The sequence below is a fragment of the Conexibacter sp. SYSU D00693 genome (genome assembly GCF_017084525.1).
Taxonomy (GTDB): Bacteria; Actinomycetota; Thermoleophilia; order Solirubrobacterales; family Solirubrobacteraceae; genus Baekduia.
The window spans coordinates 4,323,185-4,342,501 of record NZ_CP070950.1 but is presented as its reverse complement, the minus strand read 5'-3'; the positions used below and the strand labels follow the sequence as shown (position 1 = coordinate 4,342,501).

Here is a 19,317-nt window from a genome sequence, read left to right as displayed (position 1 = left end):
TGCTGACTGTCCGCGCCGAACGGTCGAACGGCGCTGATCGGTCGGCCGAACGGCCCTGGCGCGGGGAGCGCCAGCGAGCGACGGCGCCGCTTGGGAGGGTGGCGCCATGCGCGTCCTCTTCGCCTCCACCCACGGCGCCGGCCACTTCAGCCCGCTCGTGCCGTTCGCGCGCGCGTGCGAGGACGCCGGTCACGAGGTGCTCGTCGCCGCGCCGCCACGGATCGCCGAGATGGTCACCGCGCACGGCTTCGCCTTCTGGCAGCTCGACGACCCGTCCGAGGAGCGCATGGGACCGGTGTGGAGCCGGGTCCCCTCCCTGTCGCCCGACGAGGCCAACGCCGTCGTGATCGGCGAGATCTTCGGCCGGTTGAACACCGAGGCGACGCTGCCGCGCATGCACGAGGCGTTCGCGAGCTTCGCGCCGGATGTCGTCGTGCGCGAGGCCAACCAGTACAGCGGCGCGCTGCTCGCCGAGGAGGCCGGCATCCCGCACGCCTGCGTCGGCATCGGCCTGGCCGAGGTGGAGGCGCTCGGACGGCAGCTGGCGGCCGGCCCGCTGGACGACGTGCGCCGCGCGATGGGGCTGGCGAGCGACCCGGACGGCACATGGCTGCGCGAGGCGCCGTACCTGACGACGTTCCCCGCGAGCTTCGAGCCCGCGCCGATCCCGAACACGCTGCGCTTCCGCGACGAGCGCTGCACGCGCCCGCGTCCCGACGGGCCTCGGCCGTGGGGCGAGGACGGCCGGCCGTTGGTGTACCTGACCCTCGGCACCGTGACGGGCATGCTCGACGCCGCCCAGCACGCCTACGACATCGTGCTCGAGGCGGTCGCCGGCCTCCCGGTCTCGGTCCTGATGACCGTCGGCCCGGGTCCGGAGCTGGAGCGCTTCGCCGACGCGCCGGCCAACGTCGAGGTCCTGCGCTGGCTGCCCCAGGAGGACGTCCTGCCGTGGGCCGACGCGGTGGTCTGCCACGGCGGCTCGGGCTCGACGACGGGCGCGCTGGCCGCCGGCGTGCCGCTGGTCGTCATGCCGATGTTCGCCGACCAGCCGCAGAACGCGGCGCGCGTCGCGGCGGCGGGCGCGGGCATCGCCGTGACCGGGCACGAGCCCGCGCCGGTCCGCGCGGCGGTGGAGCGGCTGCTCGCCGAGCCCTCCTACGGGAAGGCCGCGCGGCGCGTCGCTGGCGAGGTGGCCGGCCACGCGCACTTGCGCGACGCCGTCGCGCTGCTCGAGGAGTTCGCCGCGCGCGCAGCCCGTCAGCCGCTGACGTCATGGGAACGGCTGACCTCGGTGGTCATGGGCCGCGTCTCCAACCCCGCTTGGGAGCGTCGCCGAACGTGCCCTCGAGCACCCAGGAAGTGTCGACCTGCTGCGTGAAGCGCCCGCCGAGACTGAGCACTTTGCGCCGGCCGATCTTGCTCGCGACGTCGGCGTCGATCCCGAAGTTCTCCCGCGAGGTGACATGGAGCTGGAACTCGCGCAGCCCGTACCGCTCCCTCGCTTCCACGACCGCCTTCCACGTCGGCTCGTAGTCGAACCAGACGAGACCCTCCGGGACCTCCGGGACGCCAGTTGGCACCAGCTCGGCTTCGAACACCAGCGAGCGGTCGCGCCGACTCCCGAAGCGCAGCTCCGCCTGGTTCTTGAGAACGCGCTTGATCGGCGCCTCGATGTCGGTGCCCACGTCGCGCTTCCAGCCGCGTTCTGAGCGCACCGTCACCCGCTCGGCACCGAGCGCCATGAGCAGGCGCATGGCCTCGCCGAAGCGTTCTTCGAACACGCGCACGTGGAAGTCGGCCATCGGGTAGTACCGCCGCGCGACGGCGGGGCTCCCGATGTAGACGACGTTCGGAAGCGGGTGCCCGACCGGCATGTCGAGTTGGTCCACCTGCGACTGGCGGACGGGAAGGAGCCGCAGACCTTCTTCGTCGGCTTCCTTGAGCGTTCTCAAGGTCGGATGCTGCGGGTCGCCGCGTAGGACGTCCCATGGGCGCCAGGGTCGCTCCTGGTCGCCTGCCATCACGCGCACCTGCTCGGCGTCCAGCACGTCGTCCGGGACGACGACGACCCGCTGGCGCGTCCCGTACGGGAGCTCGATTAGTGGGCCCGGCTGCCGCTGATCGACCATCAGCGACGTCTCTCCGTCTTCGGTGTGAGGATCGACGGGTTCTGCATGACGAACGCGAAGTAGTACCGGCCTCGCCTGTTGAGCGGGGACGGAACGCCTCGCGCCCAAGTGCGCGAGCGCGCTTCACGCGAGGAACGGGTCGACGCGCAGGACGTGCTCCGACGTGGGCAGCGACGTGCCGCAGCAACGCTCGGCCGTCGCGGCGAGCCACGTCTGCGCGTAGGCCTGCGGCTCGCGCGTCGCGCGCCGCTCGATGAGCTCCGCGAAGTCGCCGGCGAAGCCGTCGCGAGGCAGGACGCGGTGGACGGCGTCGGCCGCGCCGTCGGGCAGCTCGGGACCCATGCCGGCGACGTCGATCGCCGCGCCCCAGAAGACGACCGCGGACTCGGGCGCCTGCGCGTCGGCGATGCCGAGCGAGGTGTGGAGCGCGATCGCGTTCCAGATGACCTGTGCCTCGTCGGCCGAGAGGCCCTGGCCGCGCGCCCAGGCGCGGGCGACGTCGGCGCCGGCGACCTCGAAGCGCCGGCCGTCGACGTGGTGCTCGACGAGGCCGAGGTCGTGCAGGAGCGCCGCGGCGTAGGCGAGCTCCTCGCGGAAGGCCACGCCGAGCCGGTCGGCCGCCAGGGCGCCGAAGGCGTAGGTGCGCCGGCAGTGGCGGCCGAGGAACTCCGGGCAGTGCTCCTCCATGAACGCCTCGGCCTCGCGCGCGAAGGCGCTGTCGGGGATGCGGACTCCGTGGACGGTCTCCATGGGGCGACCGTACGGTCGGGAGGGCGGGCCGACGAGGTGTCCTTCAGACGATGTTCGTCGCTTTCCAGACAGGTAAGGTCGGCACGTCATGGCGCACGTCGTCGTCGCTCTGGCCCTGCCCGGGCTCGTCACCTTCGACCTCGGCTGCGCGCTGCAGGCCTTCGCCTACGCGCCGGGGGCCGACCGCGACGCGGGCCCGTACGACTTCGCGGTCTGCGGCCCCGGCGGGCGGCGTGTGGTGACGAGCGACGGCTTCGCCCTCACGCTCGAGCACGACCTCACCGCCCTCGCGCGCGCCGAGACGGTCGTCGTGCCGGGCTACCTGCAGGCACCCGAGACCGCGCCGAGCCCGGCTGTCCTGCGCGCCCTGCGCGCCGCCCACGAGCGCGGCGCCCGCGTCATGTCGATCTGCATCGGCGCCTTCGCCCTCGCCCACGCCGGGCTGCTCGACGGGCGCCGCGCGACGACGCACTGGGCGGCGGCCGGCGCGCTGGCCGAGCAGTTCCCGGCGGTCGAGGTCGTCGCGGACGTCCTCTACGTCGACGAGGGAGACGTGCTGACCTCGGCCGGCCTCGCGGCGGGCCTGGACCTCGCGCTGCACGTCGTGCGCCGCGACCACGGCGCCGCGGCGGCCGCGGAGCTCGCCCGGTGGAACGTCGTGGCGCCCCACCGCGACGGCGGCCAGGCGCAGTTCACGCCGGCGCCCGTGGCGAGCGCGCCCGACGGCGGGCTGGGCGCGACCCGGGCCTGGGCGCTCGAGCGCCTCGACCAGCCGCTGGCGCTCGCGGACCTCGCCGCGCACGCCTGCTGCACCGAGCGGACGCTCACCCGCCGCTTCCACGCCGAGACGGGGACGACGCCCAAGCAGTGGCTGCTCACCGCGCGCCTGGCCCGCGCGCGCGAGCTGCTCGAGACGACCGACGACGCGATCGAGCGCGTCGCGGCACGCGCCGGCTTCCCCACCGCCGCGGCGCTGCGCGCCCGCTTCGCGGCCGAGCTCGGGACCACGCCGACGGCCTACCGGCGCGCCTTCCGCGGGTCCCCTGTACTTCCTGTCGCAGGAAGCTCGTAGGATGTAGGGCATGCCCGAGACCCTCGACCCGCCGATCACGGACGAGGTCCTGCGCGAGCGCGCCGACGAGCTCGCCCGCGAGCTCGAGCGCCACCTGGCCGCCCAGCCCGAGCCGAGCAAGGACGAGCTCGAGCGCGCGGCGCGCGTGACGCAGCGCCAGGCGTTCTTCGACGCGGTGCGCCGGGCGATCCTCGCCGTCGCCCGCACGCCGGAGTGGCGGGCCCACGACCTCGCGCGCGAGCTGCTCGTCCTGCTCGAGGACTTCCGCGACGCGATCGACGACGACCCCGACGCCACGGACCCCGAGTGGCGCCAGCGCGAGGCGCTGCAGCGGATGCTCGTCGTCCTGCGCGCGATGGTGCGCCAGCTCAGCCACGACGCGTTCGACCGCCCCGAGGAGGCAGCGCGCTTCGTCGCCCAGCGCCTGGCCGACGTCGAGGTCGGCGAGGTCGCCCGGCTGCTCGCGACGACGCCGCGGATGGTGTCGACCTACCGCCGGGGCGACGTCGGGCAGGTCCGCAAGAACCCCAACCGCATCACGCTGGTCGCGCAGCTGGTCTACGAGCTGCAGTGGCAGATGACCCCGCGCGGCGTCCTGCTGTGGTTCGACGCGCCGATGCCCCAGCTCGGCGGGCGCACGCCGCGCGAGCTGCTCGACGAGGACCCCGCCGCCCACCGTCGCGCGCTGATGGCGCTGGCCCGCGGCGGCCGGGCGCAGCTGGACGCCGCCGAGCCCGCCGCGCATGGCGCCCTGGACCGCGCCGCCTGAGCGCGCGGCCGGCGTCTGGCAGGCCTTCCGCCACGCCGCCCGCGAGGTCCAGCCGCTCTGGTACGGCGGCGGCGCGGTCTCCCTGCGCCAGGAGTCCGGCCGCTGGCACCGCGAGGGCGAGGGCGTCGCGCAGTACCTCTCGCTGTCGGCCAACGGCGCGTGGGCCGAGCGCTGTCGCTACGCCGCCATCCACGACGACGCCCGCCGGCTCGAGGAGCGCCGCGGGCTCTGGGAGCTGCAGGTCCAGGAGCACGACGTCGCCGACCTGTCGACCTTCGACGCCTACGTCGCCTGCGGCCTGGATCCGGCGATCGCCGTCGGGCCCCACGCGGCCTGCCAGGCGCTGGCCGACGCGCTGCGCGCCGAGGGCTTTCGCGGCGTGCTCTCCCCCGCCGCGGCCTTCGACCAGCCCGGCGCGGTGAACCTCACGCTCTTCGGCGAGCGCGTCGAGGTCCGCGAGCACGGCGCGATGCCGCCGCCGCAGGCCAACCGGCGGCCGGACGTCTTCGTCCCCGCCGTGCTCGTCGCCGACGCCGGCTCGCCCACCCGCTACGCGATGGAGCACACGTGCCACCCGGGCACGCGCCACGCGACCTTCGCGGCGTGGCGGGCTAGTCGCTGAGCGTCCGGCGCAGCTGCCAGAAGGTGTTGACGCGATCGCCCGAGGCGGGCGTCGTGCGCAGCGCCGAACGGCCGAGCAGCAGCTCGAGCGGCCGGTCGCGCAGGGCGCCGCGCAGCGTGCGGATCGGCGGGCGGGCGCGGACGCGCAGGCGCACGCCGGTCGCGGTCGGCGTGCAGGCGATCTGCAGGCGCGAGCGCACGCCGCCGACGCGCATCGTCACGCCGATGCACGCGGGCTGCAGCGAGCGCGCAGGGTCGGGCTCGACGCCCTCGCGCAGGGCGCGCAGCTCGTCGCCGATGCGCACGGTGTTCGTCAGCGCGTCGGTGCAGGTCGTGAACGCGTCGAGCTCGGTGCGCAGCGTCTGGAGGTCGTCCAGCAGCCACCCGGCGGGGCCGGCAAGGCCCACCTCGCAGACCTCCGGCTGCACGCGCAGGCGCGGCTGGACCGCCATGACGGGCGGCGGCTCCTGGACGATCGAGGTCGCGTTGACGAAGGTCAGCTCGACCGTCGCCTCGCGCGCCTCCTTGCCGAGCTTCGGCCCGGGGTAGCGCGCCATCGCCCCCGGTGACGGCGCGACGTAGGCGACCGTCTTGCCCGCGATCGGCTCGCGCTGGCGCGAGACGATCTCGATGAGCGCTGCGCACCCCCGCGGCGGGCGCGGGAACAGCCGGGCCGGGCAGGCGGCCGCGGCGGCGGGGTCGACCGCGGGCGCGGTGGACGCCACGACGCGGTAGACGAAGGTGATCGTCGGGCCGTCGAGGATGCGGATGACGATCGTCTGCTCGCCCTCCTGCGCGCTGGGCGTCAGCCGGGCGTCGAGGTGGTCGGTGGTCGTCTGGCCCTCGTCGGCCGAGATCGCCAGGCGCCCCTCGCCGCGGCTGGGCTCGACGATCGCCGTGCCCGACAGCTGCGCCGACGCCGCGCTGGCCTCGGCCCGCCCGATGGCCGTCACGTCGAGCGACGCCCGGGCGCCCTCCGCGGGGACCGTCGCCGGGACCCTCCAGGCGTACTCGCTGCGGAAGCGGTCCGGCGCGTCGAAGGCGGCCGACGCCTCGGCGACCGTCCAGCTCGACCCCGGCTGCTGCAGCTCACCGCTGCGGTCGACGTCCACGCGCGAGAGCCGCAGCTCCTTGGCGCTCGTGGTCTGCGCCCCGGCGGGCGGGGCCAGGGCGAGCAGCGTCGCGAAGATGACGACCACGAGCGAGACAGCGCGGGGGCCGGGGACCATGGCGCGCGAGGGTACCCGCGAGTCGCGGCCCGGCGCGCAAGCGCCCCGCCGCACCGGGTACGCGGCGGCCATGGACGAGAGCCCCCGCACCGACCCTGAGCCCGGGCCCGGCGACAGCGCCGGCGTCAACGAGGGCGAGATGGCCCCGGACCGCCCCACCGACGACAGCGAGGACACCGCCGGGGCCGCCCAGCAGGAGGAGGCGGCGGAGCAGTCCCAGCGCTCGGCGACGGGCTGACGGCCGGCGGTTCGTCGTTCAGCGACCGGCCGTCCAGCGCGCCGTGAGGCGGTCGCCGGCGTTCGCATCGTCCAGGCGCGTGCGGCCGACGGCCAGCTGGAGGCGCTGGCGCCCGAGGGCGCGCCGCAGCGTCTGGCCGCGCCGGCGCGAGGCGCCGAGCAGCACGGCGGCGGGCCTCGGGCGAGACAGCGTCCTCCCTGCGGCTCAAGCGCGCGGGGTGAACGAGCAGTCCATCCGCTTGACGGCGTGGATGAACGCGCCGCTGCGGAAGAGCTCCGGCTCACCCGCCTCGATGTCGGGGATCTGCCGGAGCATCTCGGTGAAGATCGCGTTGAGCTGCGTGCGCGCCAGCGAGGCACCCAGGCAGTAGTGGGGCCCGCCGCCGCCGAAGCCCGCGTGGCGGTTGGGCGCGCGCTGCACGTCGAAGGTCCACGGGTCCTCGAAGACGGTCTCGTCGCGGTTGGCCGAGTGGTAGAAGAGCACGACCTTCTCGCCCTCGGGGATGAGATGGCCGTGCAGCTCGACGTCGCGCGTCGTCGTGCGGCGGAAGGCCTGCACCGGCGTCGCCCAGCGCACGAACTCCTCGACCGCCGTGGGCATGCGGCCCTCGGGGTCCTCGATGAGCTTGCGCTTCTGGTCGCCGAAGACCGTCAGCGCGCGCATGGCATGCGAGGTCGTGTGGCGGCTCGTGTCGTTGCCCGCCACGGAGAGCAGGACGAAGAACGCGGCGATCTCGGCGTGCGTGAGCTTCTCGCCGTCGACCTCGGCCTGGACGAGCGCGGTCATGAGGTCGTCCTGGGGCGAGCGCTCGCGCTCGGCGGCCAGGCCGGTGGCGAACTCGGTCAGCGTCCACAGCGCGGTGCCGAGGACCTCCAGCGGCGAGCGGCCGGCGAGGACCTCGGGGTCGATCGCGGTGACGAGCGTGTCGGCGGCCTGCATCACGCGCTCGCGGTCGGCCTCGGGCACGCCGATCATGTCGCTGATCGTCCGCAGCGGCAGGCGCTTGGCGATGAGCGAGACGAAGTCGCCGCCGCCCGTCGTCGCCGCCTCCTCGACGATCTCGCGCGCGGCGACGCGGATGCCGTCCTCGATGCGCGCGATCTGGCGCGGGGTGAAGGCCGAGGAGACGAGGCCGCGCAGCTTCGTGTGGCGCGGCGCGTCCGTGGCCAGGAACGACAGCGACGCCTCGAGCATCTCGGGCGGCGCGTCGCCGAACAGGACGCCCTTGCCGCTGCAGAACGTCCTGGGGTCGCGCGAGATCGTGCGGACGTCCTCGTGGCGCACGACGGCCCAGAAGGGGCGGTCGTCGCGGAACATCTCGTCCATCTCCAGCGGGTCCTCGAAGGGCAGGTGGCGGGAGAGCGGCTTGTCGCGGCGCAGCTGCGCGAAGGTCTCGTCGCGCACCTCCGCGGGCTGGCTCCAGAAGTCCAGCGTGTTGATCTCGATGACGTCCTCGACGGGCGTGCTGGTGGTGGCCATGGGTTCCGGTCTCCTGCGGGGTGTCTCGTGGTGGTCGGTGGAGCTAGGCGCCGAGCTCGGCGACGAGCGCCTCGAAGCGCGCGACGAGCCCGGCGCGGACGCCGTCCCAGCGGCGGTCGGCGTCGGCGCGGTCGCCGATGAGGCTGTCGAAGGACATGCCGCGCGAGATCGCGAGGACCTCGTCGAGCAGGCGCACGCCCTGCGGCGTGGTGGCGATGCCGGGGAAGAGCTCCACGACCGCGGCGCTCACCTGGCGCACGACGTCGTGCTGGGCCTCGCGGACCGCGTCGGCGACGGCGGGCTCGCGCCGGCCGACGACCCACAGCTCGGTGACGGCCTGGGCGATCGGCCCGTTCTGGACCTCCCACAGCGCGTCGAGCATCGCGACGAAGCGCGTGCGCGGCGTGCGCGCGCGGGTGCGCCCGACGGTCGTGATCTCCTCGGTGAACCGCGAGGAGGCGTGGCGGACGACCTCGCCGACCAGCTCGGGCCGCGAGCGGAAGTAGTGCATGACGGTGCCCTGCGAGACGCTGGCGCGCTCGCCGACGCGCCGGGTCGTCATGGCGCCGTAGCCGTGCTCGACGAGCTCGTCGAGCGCGGCGTCCAGGACGGCGCCGCGCGTGGCCGCGCGGCGCTCGGCCTGGGTGCGGCGGGGACGCGCGACGGCCGACGCGCCGGAGCGGGGGCGCTTGGCCGCCGGCACGCTCAGCCGGCCTGCTTGTAGACCGTCACGACCGCCGCACCGCCGAGGCCGATGTTGTGCTGGAGGGCGACCTCGGCGCCGTCGACCTGGCGCCTGTCGGCCGCGCCGCGCAGCTGCCAGGTCAGCTCGGCGCACTGGGCCAGGCCGGTCGCGCCGAGCGGGTGGCCCTTGGAGATCAGGCCGCCGCTGGGGTTGACGACCCAGCGCCCGCCGTAGGTCGTGTCCTCGGTCTCGACGAGCTCATGGCCCTCGCCGACCGGCGCGAGGCCCAGCGCCTCGTAGGTGATGAGCTCGTTGGCGCTGAAGCAGTCGTGCAGCTCGATGACGTCGACGTCCTCGATGCCGACCTGCGCCTCCTCCATCGCCCGGCGCCCGGCCTCCCGGCTCATGTCGAACCCGACGAGCGTGATCGAGCTGTTGGAGCCGTCGAAGGTGCTCGGCAGGTCGGTGACCATCGCCTGGCCGGCCATCTCGACGGCGCGGTCCCAGAGGTCATGCTCGTCGACGAAGCGCTCCGACGCGAGGATCGCGGCCCCGCTGCCGTCAGAGGTGGGCGAGCACTGCAGCTTGGTCAGCGGCTCGTGGACCATTTGGGCGTCCTTGATGTCCTGGAGCGAGTACGCGTCCTGGAACTGGGCGTAGGGGTTGTTGACGGAGTGGCGGTGGTTCTTGAAGCCGATCCACGCGAAGTGGTCGGGCTCGGAGCCGTAGCGCTCCATGTGCTCGCGCCCGGCGTTGCCGAACATCTGCGGGGCGGCGGGGCTGTCCTCCCAGCCGCCCCGGCCGGCGACCATCGCCTCGAGGTGCTTGTCCATCGCGGGGGTGCGGTCGGTGTACTTCGCGCCCAGCGAGCCCTTCTCCATCTTCTCGAATCCGATCGCCAGCGCGCACTCGACGAGGCCGCCCTTGATCGACTGGCGGGCCAGCCACAGCGCGCTCGAGCCCGTCGAGCAGTTGTTGTGGACGTTGACCACGGGCACGCCCGTGAGGCCCAGCTGGTAGACGGCGCGCTGGCCGTAGGTCGAGTCGCCGTAGCAGTAGCCCGCGAAGACCTGCTCGACCGCGTCGTAGCCCACGCCGGCGTCCTGCAGCGCCTTGGCGCCGGCCTCCTTGGCCCAGTCGGGGTAGTCGCCCTCCTTCGTGCCCGGCTTGTCGAACTTCGTCATGCCGACGCCGATCACGAAGACCCGGTTGCCCTTGCTCGCCATCTCCTTCTCCTCTGCTCGCCCAGCGGACGGCGGACGGCGGACGGCGGCGAAGCTAACAAACTTGTCATTCGATTGAAAGGTATGTACTGGGTCGTCCCGACGAGCGGCGCGCGGTGCGCCCGGAGCCGGGCCTCACGGCCGCTGGCAGGCCGAGCCGCGAGCGGATGAGCTGCGGCTGGTCCGACGGGCGACCCTCTCCCCGCGAGGGTCGCGCGCCGCCAGGGTGAGGGGGTACCCGCGGCGCCATGCAGCCGCCTGGCGCCGCTCCTCGTCCCACTCCCCAGACCGTCAGCCTCGCGCGCGGGCGGCACCGCGAACCCGAGGACGGCGCGTGCGTCATGGAGCTGTGCTCGATGCTCGCTGGCGAGTCGTTCACCGACCGGCCGACGTGCGTCTGTCCCGTCGTGGCGGCGTTCCTGCGCGGGTACAACGACAACGTCGACGACGGCCTGCGCCCGCGGCTGTACGGGCTGGCGGCGGACGTCCTGGACTCTCGCGTCGGCTGGCGCGACGAGGTCGGGCGGGCCGAGCGGTGCATGGCCTTCGCCCGCCGCCTGCACGCCACGCGCCGCCTGCGCTGTCCCTGGGGACCGGCCTTCCGCTTCGAGTCCGTCCGCCACAACGCGGAGATCGCCGGGGCGCACTGCGCCATCGCGGCGCGGCGGCGTCCCGAGCTCCACGCCGAGGTCGAGGCGTTCGTGCGCTCGCTGGTCGCCGAGCCGGAGCCTGTCGTGGTCCCGGAGGTCGTGCCGACCGCCGCGCGGCGACGTGCGCGCGTGCCGGCCGCGGTCGCCTAGCCGGCCGGCCACGCCGGCACGAAGGGCGCCTCGGCCTGCTCCTGCCAGGTCGTGATCGCGCTTGCCGGCACGCAGCTGTGGACGAGCAACGTCGCACCGGTCGCCGTGCAGGGCACGTCCGGTCCGAGCAGGTGCAGCTGGGTCTCCGGGCGCACGGCCCGCCACGGCGCCACGTGGACGGCGGGCGGGACGAGCTGGTCGCCCTCAGCGGCGACCAGCTGGATCGCCCGCCCGGCGTAGGAGCTGGCCCACGTCAGCGGGCTCCACAGCGCGAGCAGCTGGTTGCACTGCTCGGCCGCCATCCACGGGGCGCAGAAGTGCAGCGCCGCGATCGACCGGATGACCTGGTTCTCCTCACTGCGCTCGGCGAGGTTCGTCGGCCCGCTGTTGCTGATCGCGCACGTGAGCCCCGGCGCGACGAGCGCGAGCAGCAGGACGAGGTGCCCGCCGGCCGACTCGCCCTCGGCACAGACGGGGAAGTCGGGCGAGACCGCATCCGCGAGCTGCCGGGCCTCGGTGAAGCGGGCGACGAGGTCCGTCAGGCCCTCGGGCCCGGTGCGGACGTCGAGGTTCAGGGTCGCGTAGCCCCGGCTCTGCCACCGCGCCGCCGTCGGCCGCATCCCCGCCATGAGGCAGTCGTTCCGCAGGCCGATCGCCTCGCAGAACTCCTCGGAGGAGTACCACCCGCCACCGTGGAGGAGCAGCACGACGCCCTTCGGCGCGGTGCCGGCGGCGGCCCCGCACGGCAGGCCGACCTCGAACGTCGGTGAGGCGTCGGGGTAGGCGGTCGTGCAGGGGGCGGGCGACTCGGCGGCGCCGGCGACCGTCCGTGCCGCGGCCGGCGCGCCGCGGCGCAGCGTCGGGCGCAGCGCGGCTCGGACCTGCGCATCGCCCTCCGCACGCCCCTCGGCCGCCGCTGCCGCTGGCGTCGGCGCGGACCCGGTCGCGGCGTGGGCGGTCGCGCTCGTCGCGGCGGCGAGCACGGCGGTGGTCGCCACGACGAGGCCCACGAAGCGCACGGGCGGCGTTCTACTACGGCGGCCCAACGCACCGGAAAGCCACGTCGTCGCGCAGGCGGGCGGGTCGCCGTCGTGAGAAGGAGGGGTCTGACCCCTTCTTGGTGAGAAAAAGGGGCCTGACCCCTTCTTCTCACGCACCCGCGCGTGAGCCCGCTGCCGACACGGGGCGCGAACCCCTCAGATGCAGGGACATCGTCGGTGTGGTGTGGCGGTGAGAAGAAGGGGACTGTCCCTTTCTTCGCACGCCGAGGGCCGCTCAGCGCACGAGCGTTGCGCGTCGGCCGCCGGGTCGGTGAAGTCGGAGGCGGTGGCTCGACTCCTTGCGGCTCGGCGGACGGCATGGACGGTCACGGTCGTCGTCGCGGTCCGGGCGGCCTGACGTGGAGGGCTGGGAGCTCCTGCTGGTCGTCGGTGCCCCGCTCGCGTTCGGCGTCGTGCTCGAGGTGCTGGCCGCGCGGAGGGTCCCGGTGCTCGGACGTGCGGCGTGGTTGCTCGGGGAGGCGATCTGGCGACTGTCGCTCGTCGGGGTCGCGGCGGTGGTCCTCGCCGGGGCGCCGTGGCGGCGTACGAGGCCTCGGGCTCACGGGTCGCGGCAGGGTGCGCCGGCCTCGCGGTCCTCCTGGCCCTGCGCCGCCTCGCCCAGACCGAGCTCGGCCGGATCGTGACCGCGGGACCGGACCTGGGCGACATCGGTCGCGACGGATACTAGCTCCACCGTTCTAGAACAGCGGTTCCGCTACAGTCATCGCCGTGCCGCGCCCGCGCCTGCACGACGTCGACGCCCTCCTCGACCAGGCGGAGGCGATCGTTGCGCGGGACGGCGCGGCGGCGCTGACGGTGCGCGCGCTGGCGCAGGCGGCCGGTGCGCCGAGCGGGACGATCTACCACGCGTTCGGGTCGCGCGACGCGGTGCTGGCGCGGGTGTGGCTGCGGGCCGCCGAGCGCTTCGGCGCGGTGCAGGGCGAGCGCGTCGCAGGGGCCGGCGACCCGGTGGGCGCCGTGGTCGCGGCGGCGACGGCGCCGCTGGCGATGCTGGACGAGGCGCCGCAGAGCGCACGGGTCCTGCTGGCCCTGCGCCGCGAGGACCTGCCGGCCGGCGAGCTCCCCGCGGCGCTCGTCGCCGAGCTGCACGAGGCGCACCGGCGGCTGGTGGCGCTCCTGCGGCGGCTGGCCGAGGGCGTCTTCGGCCGGCGCGACGCCCCGGCGCTCGAGGCCGTGACCGTCTGCGTCGTCGACCTCCCCACCGCGCTGGTGCTGCGCCCGCTGCAGCGCGACGGCCGCCTCTCCCCCGCCGCGGCCGCCCGCCTCGACGCCGCGGTGCGCGCGGTGCTCGACCTCCCACTTCCACCACCACGAACCCGAACCCGGAAGGACACCTAGGCCATGCCGACGCTGGAGCGCGAGGGGGACGTCTTCGTCCTGGACCTCGGCGCCGACGAGAACCGCTTCCACCCCGACTGGCTCGCCGAGCTGCGCACCCGGCTCGACGAGGCCGCGAGCACCGAAGGACCCAAGGCGCTGGTCACGACCGGCTCGGGCAAGTTCTTCTCCAACGGCCTGGACCTCGACTGGCTCGGGGCCAACGGGGACAAGCTGGCCGGCTACGTGCACGAGATCCACGGCGTGTTCGCGCAGGTCCTCGCGTTCCCGGCCCCGACGGTCGCCGCCATCCAGGGCCACGCCTTCGCGGGCGGCGGGATGCTCGCGCTGGCCCACGACCTGCGCGTCATGCGCGAGGACCGCGGCTGGTTCTGCCTGCCCGAGGCCGACATCAACATCCCGTTCAGCCGCGGCATGACGGCGCTCATCCAGGCCAAGCTCGACCCGGCCGCCCAGGCCGAGGCGATGCTGACCGCCCGGCGCTACACCGGCCCCGAGGCGCTCGGCGCCGGGATCGTCGAGGCGACGGCGGCCGAGGCGGAGGTCCGCAGCACCGCCATCGCGCGGGCCGCGGCGCTGGCCGGCAAGGACGGCCTGACGCAGGCGACCATCAAGCGGCGGATGTACGCCACCGCCCTCGCGCTGCTCGAGGACCGCGAGTCCAACCCGCTCGAGTAGCGCTCAGGCGGCCCCGGGCGGCTGGTCGTCGCCGCCCTCGGCCGCCGCGGGCTCGAGGCCCATCGCCCGCTCGAGGCGCTCGCGCACGCCGGCGTCGGGCTCGGCGCGCGAGCCGGCACGGATGCGGTCCTGCGCGCCGCCGCGCGACCAGTTGAGCAGCCCGAGGTCGAAGGCGGCGACGGGCGCCTCGCCCGCGTCGGCGAGCGCGCGCAGTCGCTGGGCCAGCAGCGCCGGGTCGCCGATGCCGAACGCCCGCTTGCACGCCAGGACGACGGGGTCCATCGGCTCCGCGCGCAGGTGCAGGTTCCACGCCTCGGCGTCGACGAGCCCGAGCCCGGACGCGAGCAGGAGGAACTCGAAGCGCGCCGCGCGGTTGAACGCCGGCAGCGACAGGCGCTCGAAGGCGCGGTCGAAGCGCCGGGGCGGATCCCAGGCCTCCTCGCCGGCGAGGGCCGCGACCTGCCCGCCGGACTTGGCCGCCCACGCCCGGTAGGCGGTGACCGTCGCGTCGGCGCGTCCCGGGTCGCACGCCGTGCGCTCACCGAGGGCGACGCCGTCGACGCGCGGCAGCTCGCCGGAGGACCACGGGACGTGGGCGGCGCGGATGCCCTCCCACGGATCCTCGGCCTCGACCGGCGAGAGCCAGGCGACCAGGAAGCACTGCCACGCCGCCTCCTCGCGGTCGTCCAGCACCGCGATCTCGCCGAGCAGGCCCGGCGGGTCGTGGCGCAGCTCGTCGAGGCGCGCCGCCGCGAAGGCGACCTCCTCGGCGATCCGCCGGGCGTCGACGCTCGAGCGCAGGCCGGGGACCAGCGGGTGGTCGAAGCCGTCGTCGGGCGCGCGCGCCAGACGCCGGACCGTCATGCCGCCCGCGCCGCCGCTGCGCGCCGTGCGCCGCTTCGGCGCGGCCGTCCCCGCAGCCGCCCGCCGGGTGCTCGCCGGCGCCGAGCTCGCCGTCCGTGGCTTCTTCGAGCAGATGGGGCAGTTCTCGGCGAAGCGGTTGTGACGGCAGAAGGTCGGCACCGCGCCGCAGTCTAGGAAGCGCTGACACCTTCGGCGGACCAGTGCCGCTTCCGCACCCCCGGGCCGGGCACCGGCGCTGCATCACCGATTCCTCTCCCACGCAAGGAGGCGCGATGGCGCAGACAGACACCCAGGCGAGGTTCAGCCGGGACGACGGTGGCGAGTCCACCGCCGAGCAGGCACAGCAGCAGGCCCAGCAAGCGGCCCAGCAGGGCGCCGAGAAGGCCAAGGGCGCGCTGCGCACCCAGGTCGAGCAGCGCTCGACCACCGCCGGACAGCAGATCTCGAGCCAGGCCGGCGACGCGCGGCAGGTGGCCGAGCAGCTGCGCGAGCAGGGCAAGGAGGGTCCGGCCAAGCTCGCCGACCAGGCGGCCGACCGCGCCGAGCAGCTCGGCGGCTACCTCGAGCGCAGCGACGCGGACACGATCCTCTCCGACGTCGAGCGCTACGCCCGCGACAACCCCTGGACCGTCGTGGCGGGCGGCCTGGCCGCCGGCTTCCTGGCCTCCCGGTTCCTCAAGGCGTCCAGCACGCAGCGCGTGCAGGCCGGCGGCGGCTCGGGCACGTCGAGCGGCAACGGCGCCTCGCGCCAGCTGCCCAGCGGCGGCGTCCCGTCGTCCCCGCCCCCGACGGCCCACCCCGGCGGCGAGGTCTCCGGGCCCGGCGGCAGCGGCACGGTCTCGGGCGCCGGACCGACCGACACCGTCGGCAGCGACGACGTCGGCACCGGCAGCGGCATCGGCACGACCTCGGTGCCCGGACGTCCCGTGGGGGCCTGATGGCCGCGACGGACCACCCGGAGCTGCGTGATCGCTCGATCGGCGACCTGCTCAAGCAGCTCTCCGACGAGACGTCGACGCTGGTCCGCCAGGAGATGGCCCTCGCCCGCGCGGAGCTCTCCGAGCAGGGCAAGAAGGCCGGCAAGGGCGCCGGGATGCTGGGTGGCGCGGGGCTCTTCGGCCTGGGGGCCTTCGGCACCCTGACCGCCTGCCTCGTGCTCCTGCTCGACAAGGCGATGGACGGGTGGCTCGCGGCGCTCGTCGTGACCGTCGTCTGGGCGGCCGTGGCCGGCCTGCTGGCCCTCCAGGGCCGCAACCGCGTGAAGGAGGCGGGGCCGCCGGCCCCGCAGACCATGGAGACGGTGAAGGAGGACGTGCAGTGGGCCAAGACCCGGACGTGATCAGGCGCGACATCGAGCAGACCCGTGACCGCATGGGCGAGACGGTCGATGCGCTGGGCTACAAGGCGGACGTGAAGGCACGGACGCAGGAGGCAGTGAGCGACAGGATGAGCACCATCAAGGACAAGGTCGGCGGCGTGCGCGAGAGCATCGCCGGGAGCGCCGGCGACGCGACGAGCTCCGTGGCCGAGGCGACGCCGAGCACCGGCGACCTCAAGGCCGGGGCCAAGCGCGCCGGCGGCATGGCGCAGGACAACCCGCTGGGCCTCGCGGTCGGCTCGCTGGCCGTCGGCTTCCTCGCCGGCCTGCTGCTGCCGAGCTCGAGGACCGAGCAGGAGCGCCTCGGCCCGGTGGCCGACCAGGTCAAGGACCGCGTGCGCGAGACGGGCCAGGAGGCCCTCGAACACGGCAAGGAGGTCGCCCAGGAGGCGGCCCAGAGCGCGATGGACACCGCCCGCGAGTCCGGGCAGGAGCACGCCGAGGAGCTCAAGAGCTCCGCGCAGGAGTCCGCGCAGCAGGTGCGCGAGCAGGTCGGCTCCCAGAGCTAGACGACGACGGACGGCCCGCCCCTCCCGAGCCCCGGCCCTGGAAGCTCGGGTGGGCGGGCCGTCGTCGCTGCGGCGCTACCGGCCTTCGTGGCCGGCGCGCACCCCCCAGGAAGCTGCGAGGAGGACGGGATCCTCCTCGTAGGGCGCCGCACGCTGTGCGCGCGTGCGACGCACCGGCCGCTCGCCGGCCTTGCGGCGGCGGCGCAGCCCCGGAAGCGTCTCGAGCGCCAGGACGGCCACCAGGTGGGCCGCCAGCATCGGCGCCAAGGTCGTGATGACGGCGGGCGCCCACTGCTTCTGCATCGCGCAGTAGCCGCGGCCCTCGCCGGAGGGCGGGCAGAGCTCGGCGACGTCGCGCAGCGGCAGCGCGAGCAGCAGCCCGACGACGAGGCCCGCCGCGAGCAGCCCGACGTGGACCCAACGGCGCACCCCGGCGAAGCGCGGCGTGTGCGGGGTCGCCTCGGCCGCACGGAACAGCTCCTCGATCGGCACCGGAGGGCGCACGGCCGCCGGCGGCGGCAGCAGGTCGCGCACGGGCACGAGCTCGAGGTCGTCGAAGGACGCAGGTGCCTGGTCCACGCGCTCGACCGCCACGCGCTCGTCGCGCTCCACCGCCGGCGCGAGCAGCACCGGCTCGGCCTGCGCGAAGAGGTCCTCCAGCGAGACCTGCGGGTGGGTGGGGCCGCCGACGTCCATCGTCTCCCTGGGAGGTCGGCGCGACGCCCCCTTCGCGAGACCCCGTGTGGCCCCCACTACGACGAAGGTCCTCCCCGGTTCTGGGGAGGACCTTCGCCCTGCAGGATGGACGCCGCTGGACGAGCGGCGCGACGAGCGGTGCTAGCCGAGCTCGCGCTTGACGACCGTGTAGCCGGGGCGGGGGGCGGTGCCCAGCGCGTTGACCAGGCCGGCGTCGAAGACGGCGTCCGGCTTGTCGCCGTGCCACTGGTAGATGTAGAGGCGCTTCAGGCGCTTGTTGCTCTTGGCGAGCTTGAACATGAACTTCAGCGCCTTGGCCGCCCGCTGCTCGTTGTACGGGAAGGACCCGCCGAAGCGCACGAGGCCGCCGGTCTCCGTCAGCCAGACGTCGCCCTTGACCGCGTCGAGGACGGCCTTCGTGCGCTTGGAGCCGAAGCGGTTGGTGTCGCTGTAGTTGTGCAGGCCCCAGAGGCGCGGCGACCCGTTGGCGTGCTTCTTGAACTGCTTGATGTACGTCAGGGTCGGCTTGACGTTGTTCTGGTCGAGCACGTCGAGCGCGACGATCTCCTTGCCCTTGAACACCGAGCGCGCGACGTTGTAGAAGCCCGCGGCCTGCTTGGCCGACGGGTTGGCGAAGCGGCCCGGGGCCTTCTTGTTGGCCTCGTTCCACGGCGAGATGGACTCGACGGCCGGGAAGGCCGCCTTGAAGAGCTTCATCTGCTTCTTGAACTCCGACGAGGACGGCATGTGCATGACGCGGTCGCGGTCGTAGTAGAAGGAGACGAGCATCTTGTCGCCCGACGCCTGCGCCGCGTCGTACCAGCGCTGGAACGTCGCGCGGTCGCGGGCGTCGGTGGCGACGTCGTAGGGCGCGATGTACCGGGCGACCTTGACCTTCTTGAGCGCCTGGTAGAGCGGGTTGGAGAACATGCTCGCCTGCTGCTCCGAGAAGCCGTAGGTGGCGGCCTGGGACTGGGCGGGAGCGACGGCGAGCGCGGCGAGGACCGCGGCGGGCAGGGCAGTGCGACGCAGCAAGGTGTGGGATCCCCTCTGGTGGTGAGCGTGCGGAGAGACGGCGTGGGCCCCTGCGGGGCCGACCCTCAAGTTCTCGACAGACCGGCCGAGGGCCTTGAGCCCTCGGGTCGCGCGAGGTGCTCGAAGCCCGCGACGAAGACGTCGGCCAGCAGCTCGACCGCCGCCTCGAGGTCGTCGCCTCCGGCGCGCTCGAGCAGCCGCACGCCGACCTCGAAGCCCGCCCCGACCATGGCCGAGGCCATCAGCTCGACGTCGTGCTCGGGCAGGAGCCCGGCGGCGATGCCGGCCCGGAGGTCCTGCTCGAGCTCGTCGATGCCGCCGCCCAGCACCGGCTGGTCGAACATCGCGCGGATCGTCCCCGCGTTGCGGCGCAGCAGCTCGAAGGTCCGCGGGTCCTCGACCAGGAACGCGTAGTAGGCGCGGAAGCCGGCCCGGACGAAGTCGTCGAGCGACTCGGCGGAGCGCCGCGCCGCGACGATGCGCTCGCGCGCCTCCGTGGCGGCCTCGTCGACCAGTGCCCCGAGGACCGCCTCCTTGTCGGGGAAGTAGTTGTAGAAGGTCCCGGACGCGAGGTCGGTGCGGCGCACGACGTCGCGCACCGACGCGGCGCCGAAGCCCATCTCCGCGAACACCTCGCGGGCCGCGTCGAGGATCGCCCGGCGGTTGGCGTGCTTCGTCCGCTCGCGCTTGCCGAGCTCCGGCTCCGACGACCCCTCCATGGCCACGGCCCCACCCTATCCCGGGGTGGGGCCGGAGGCTC

General features: G+C 74.6%; 25 protein-coding genes. 13 read left to right on the top strand and 12 right to left on the bottom strand.

The window, feature by feature from the left end:
• Window positions 1-106 precede the first annotated feature (106 nt).
• On the top strand, window positions 107-1,381 hold the full coding sequence (locus JUB12_RS21420; RefSeq protein ID WP_205697471.1) for a glycosyltransferase: 1,275 nt from the start codon (window positions 107-109) through the stop codon (window positions 1,379-1,381).
• Here JUB12_RS21420 and JUB12_RS21415 read toward each other — a convergent pair.
• A complete protein-coding gene (locus tag JUB12_RS21415) occupies window positions 1,299-2,132 on the bottom strand; it encodes a hypothetical protein (protein ID WP_205697470.1) in 834 nt (277 codons plus the stop codon). The genes JUB12_RS21420 and JUB12_RS21415 overlap by 83 nt on opposite strands.
• Window positions 2,133-2,255: 123 nt before the next feature.
• The gene (locus tag JUB12_RS21410) at window positions 2,256-2,882 is read right to left on the bottom strand and encodes an HD domain-containing protein (RefSeq protein ID WP_205697469.1); all 627 of its coding nucleotides are present in this window, start codon (window positions 2,880-2,882) and stop codon (window positions 2,256-2,258) included.
• 88 nt (window positions 2,883-2,970) lie between these two features.
• On the opposite strand from JUB12_RS21410, the gene JUB12_RS21405 reads away from it, so the two are divergent.
• From JUB12_RS21405 to JUB12_RS21395, 3 genes are read left to right on the top strand one after another with little or no spacing between them, the layout of a single operon-like run.
• Window positions 2,971-3,954: a GlxA family transcriptional regulator gene (locus JUB12_RS21405; protein ID WP_205697468.1), complete on the top strand. Its 984-nt coding sequence runs from the start codon at window positions 2,971-2,973 to the stop codon at window positions 3,952-3,954.
• A 10-nt stretch (window positions 3,955-3,964) separates the two neighbouring features.
• Window positions 3,965-4,723, top strand: a complete 759-nt coding sequence (locus tag JUB12_RS21400; protein ID WP_205697467.1) for a hypothetical protein — start codon at window positions 3,965-3,967, stop codon at window positions 4,721-4,723.
• Entirely contained in the window at window positions 4,698-5,345 is a 648-nt protein-coding gene (locus JUB12_RS21395; protein ID WP_205697466.1) for an RES family NAD+ phosphorylase, read from the top strand. Before JUB12_RS21400 ends, JUB12_RS21395 begins: the two co-directional genes overlap by 26 nt.
• Here JUB12_RS21395 and JUB12_RS21390 read toward each other — a convergent pair.
• On the bottom strand, window positions 5,335-6,573 hold the full coding sequence (locus tag JUB12_RS21390; protein WP_205697465.1) for a hypothetical protein: 1,239 nt from the start codon (window positions 6,571-6,573) through the stop codon (window positions 5,335-5,337). The two genes, JUB12_RS21395 and JUB12_RS21390, sit on opposite strands and share 11 nt — an antisense overlap.
• Window positions 6,574-6,643: 70 nt before the next feature.
• Here JUB12_RS21390 and JUB12_RS21385 point away from each other — a divergent pair, with 70 nt between their 5' ends.
• Window positions 6,644-6,811, top strand: coding sequence for a hypothetical protein (locus JUB12_RS21385; protein WP_205697464.1), 168 nt, complete (start codon window positions 6,644-6,646; stop codon window positions 6,809-6,811).
• An 18-nt stretch (window positions 6,812-6,829) separates the two neighbouring features.
• Here the strand turns inward: JUB12_RS21385 and JUB12_RS21380 are convergent, their stop codons facing one another.
• From JUB12_RS21380 to JUB12_RS21365, 4 genes are read right to left on the bottom strand one after another with little or no spacing between them, the layout of a single operon-like run.
• Window positions 6,830-6,976 (bottom strand): hypothetical protein, encoded by a 147-nt coding sequence (locus JUB12_RS21380; RefSeq protein WP_205697463.1) that lies wholly within the window; start codon window positions 6,974-6,976, stop codon window positions 6,830-6,832.
• A gap of 39 nt (window positions 6,977-7,015) precedes the next feature.
• Window positions 7,016-8,290 carry a cytochrome P450 gene (locus JUB12_RS21375; RefSeq protein WP_205697462.1) on the bottom strand — a complete coding sequence of 425 codons (1,275 nt, stop codon included), beginning with the start codon at window positions 8,288-8,290 and terminating at the stop codon, window positions 7,016-7,018.
• Window positions 8,291-8,333: 43 nt separating this feature from the next.
• A complete protein-coding gene (locus tag JUB12_RS21370; RefSeq protein ID WP_205697461.1) occupies window positions 8,334-8,993 on the bottom strand; it encodes a TetR/AcrR family transcriptional regulator in 660 nt (219 codons plus the stop codon).
• A gap of 2 nt (window positions 8,994-8,995) precedes the next feature.
• Complete coding sequence (locus tag JUB12_RS21365) at window positions 8,996-10,201, bottom strand: lipid-transfer protein (protein ID WP_205697460.1); 1,206 nt, start codon at window positions 10,199-10,201, stop codon at window positions 8,996-8,998.
• Between the two features lie 353 nt (window positions 10,202-10,554).
• Here JUB12_RS21365 and JUB12_RS21360 point away from each other — a divergent pair, with 353 nt between their 5' ends.
• Window positions 10,555-10,998, top strand: a complete 444-nt coding sequence (locus JUB12_RS21360) for a hypothetical protein (RefSeq protein WP_205697459.1) — start codon at window positions 10,555-10,557, stop codon at window positions 10,996-10,998.
• Here the strand turns inward: JUB12_RS21360 and JUB12_RS21355 are convergent.
• Window positions 10,995-12,017, bottom strand: coding sequence for a S9 family peptidase (locus JUB12_RS21355; protein WP_205697458.1), 1,023 nt, complete (start codon window positions 12,015-12,017; stop codon window positions 10,995-10,997). The genes JUB12_RS21360 and JUB12_RS21355 overlap by 4 nt on opposite strands.
• Window positions 12,018-12,573: 556 nt before the next feature.
• Between JUB12_RS21355 and JUB12_RS21350 the strand changes: the two genes are divergently transcribed.
• The 3 genes from JUB12_RS21350 to JUB12_RS21340 are packed head-to-tail and all read left to right on the top strand — an operon-like array spanning window position 12,574 to window position 14,075.
• Window positions 12,574-12,726, top strand: a complete 153-nt coding sequence (locus JUB12_RS21350) for a hypothetical protein (RefSeq protein WP_205697457.1) — start codon at window positions 12,574-12,576, stop codon at window positions 12,724-12,726.
• A gap of 41 nt (window positions 12,727-12,767) precedes the next feature.
• A complete protein-coding gene (locus JUB12_RS21345; RefSeq protein WP_205697456.1) occupies window positions 12,768-13,397 on the top strand; it encodes a TetR/AcrR family transcriptional regulator in 630 nt (209 codons plus the stop codon).
• A 3-nt stretch (window positions 13,398-13,400) separates the two neighbouring features.
• The gene (locus tag JUB12_RS21340) at window positions 13,401-14,075 is read left to right on the top strand and encodes an enoyl-CoA hydratase-related protein (RefSeq protein ID WP_205697455.1); all 675 of its coding nucleotides are present in this window, start codon (window positions 13,401-13,403) and stop codon (window positions 14,073-14,075) included.
• A 3-nt stretch (window positions 14,076-14,078) separates the two neighbouring features.
• Here JUB12_RS21340 and JUB12_RS21335 read toward each other — a convergent pair whose 3' ends face one another.
• On the bottom strand, window positions 14,079-14,939 hold the full coding sequence (locus JUB12_RS21335; RefSeq protein WP_205697454.1) for a hypothetical protein: 861 nt from the start codon (window positions 14,937-14,939) through the stop codon (window positions 14,079-14,081).
• Here JUB12_RS21335 and JUB12_RS21330 point away from each other — a divergent pair.
• The 4 genes from JUB12_RS21330 to JUB12_RS21315 all read left to right on the top strand — a co-directional run bounded on the left by JUB12_RS21330 (window position 14,938) and on the right by JUB12_RS21315 (window position 16,826).
• Window positions 14,938-15,081 carry a hypothetical protein gene (locus JUB12_RS21330; protein ID WP_205697453.1) on the top strand — a complete coding sequence of 48 codons (144 nt, stop codon included), beginning with the start codon at window positions 14,938-14,940 and terminating at the stop codon, window positions 15,079-15,081. The two genes, JUB12_RS21335 and JUB12_RS21330, sit on opposite strands and share 2 nt — an antisense overlap.
• Before the next feature lie 130 nt (window positions 15,082-15,211).
• A complete protein-coding gene (locus tag JUB12_RS21325) occupies window positions 15,212-15,877 on the top strand; it encodes a hypothetical protein (RefSeq protein WP_205697452.1) in 666 nt (221 codons plus the stop codon).
• Window positions 15,877-16,278, top strand: a complete 402-nt coding sequence (locus JUB12_RS21320; protein ID WP_205697451.1) for a phage holin family protein — start codon at window positions 15,877-15,879, stop codon at window positions 16,276-16,278. The genes JUB12_RS21325 and JUB12_RS21320 overlap by 1 nt, the downstream gene beginning before the upstream one ends.
• Window positions 16,275-16,826, top strand: a complete 552-nt coding sequence (locus tag JUB12_RS21315; RefSeq protein WP_205697450.1) for a DUF3618 domain-containing protein — start codon at window positions 16,275-16,277, stop codon at window positions 16,824-16,826. The genes JUB12_RS21320 and JUB12_RS21315 overlap by 4 nt, the downstream gene beginning before the upstream one ends.
• 75 nt (window positions 16,827-16,901) lie before the next feature.
• Here the strand turns inward: JUB12_RS21315 and JUB12_RS21310 are convergent, their stop codons facing one another.
• From JUB12_RS21310 to JUB12_RS21300, 3 genes are all read right to left on the bottom strand, one after another.
• Window positions 16,902-17,522 (bottom strand): hypothetical protein, encoded by a 621-nt coding sequence (locus tag JUB12_RS21310; protein WP_205697449.1) that lies wholly within the window; start codon window positions 17,520-17,522, stop codon window positions 16,902-16,904.
• Between the two features lie 141 nt (window positions 17,523-17,663).
• On the bottom strand, window positions 17,664-18,557 hold the full coding sequence (locus tag JUB12_RS21305) for a glycosyl hydrolase (RefSeq protein WP_205697448.1): 894 nt from the start codon (window positions 18,555-18,557) through the stop codon (window positions 17,664-17,666).
• Window positions 18,558-18,622: 65 nt separating this feature from the next.
• Window positions 18,623-19,276, bottom strand: coding sequence for a TetR/AcrR family transcriptional regulator (locus JUB12_RS21300; protein WP_241004543.1), 654 nt, complete (start codon window positions 19,274-19,276; stop codon window positions 18,623-18,625).
• Window positions 19,277-19,317: the final 41 nt, after the last annotated feature.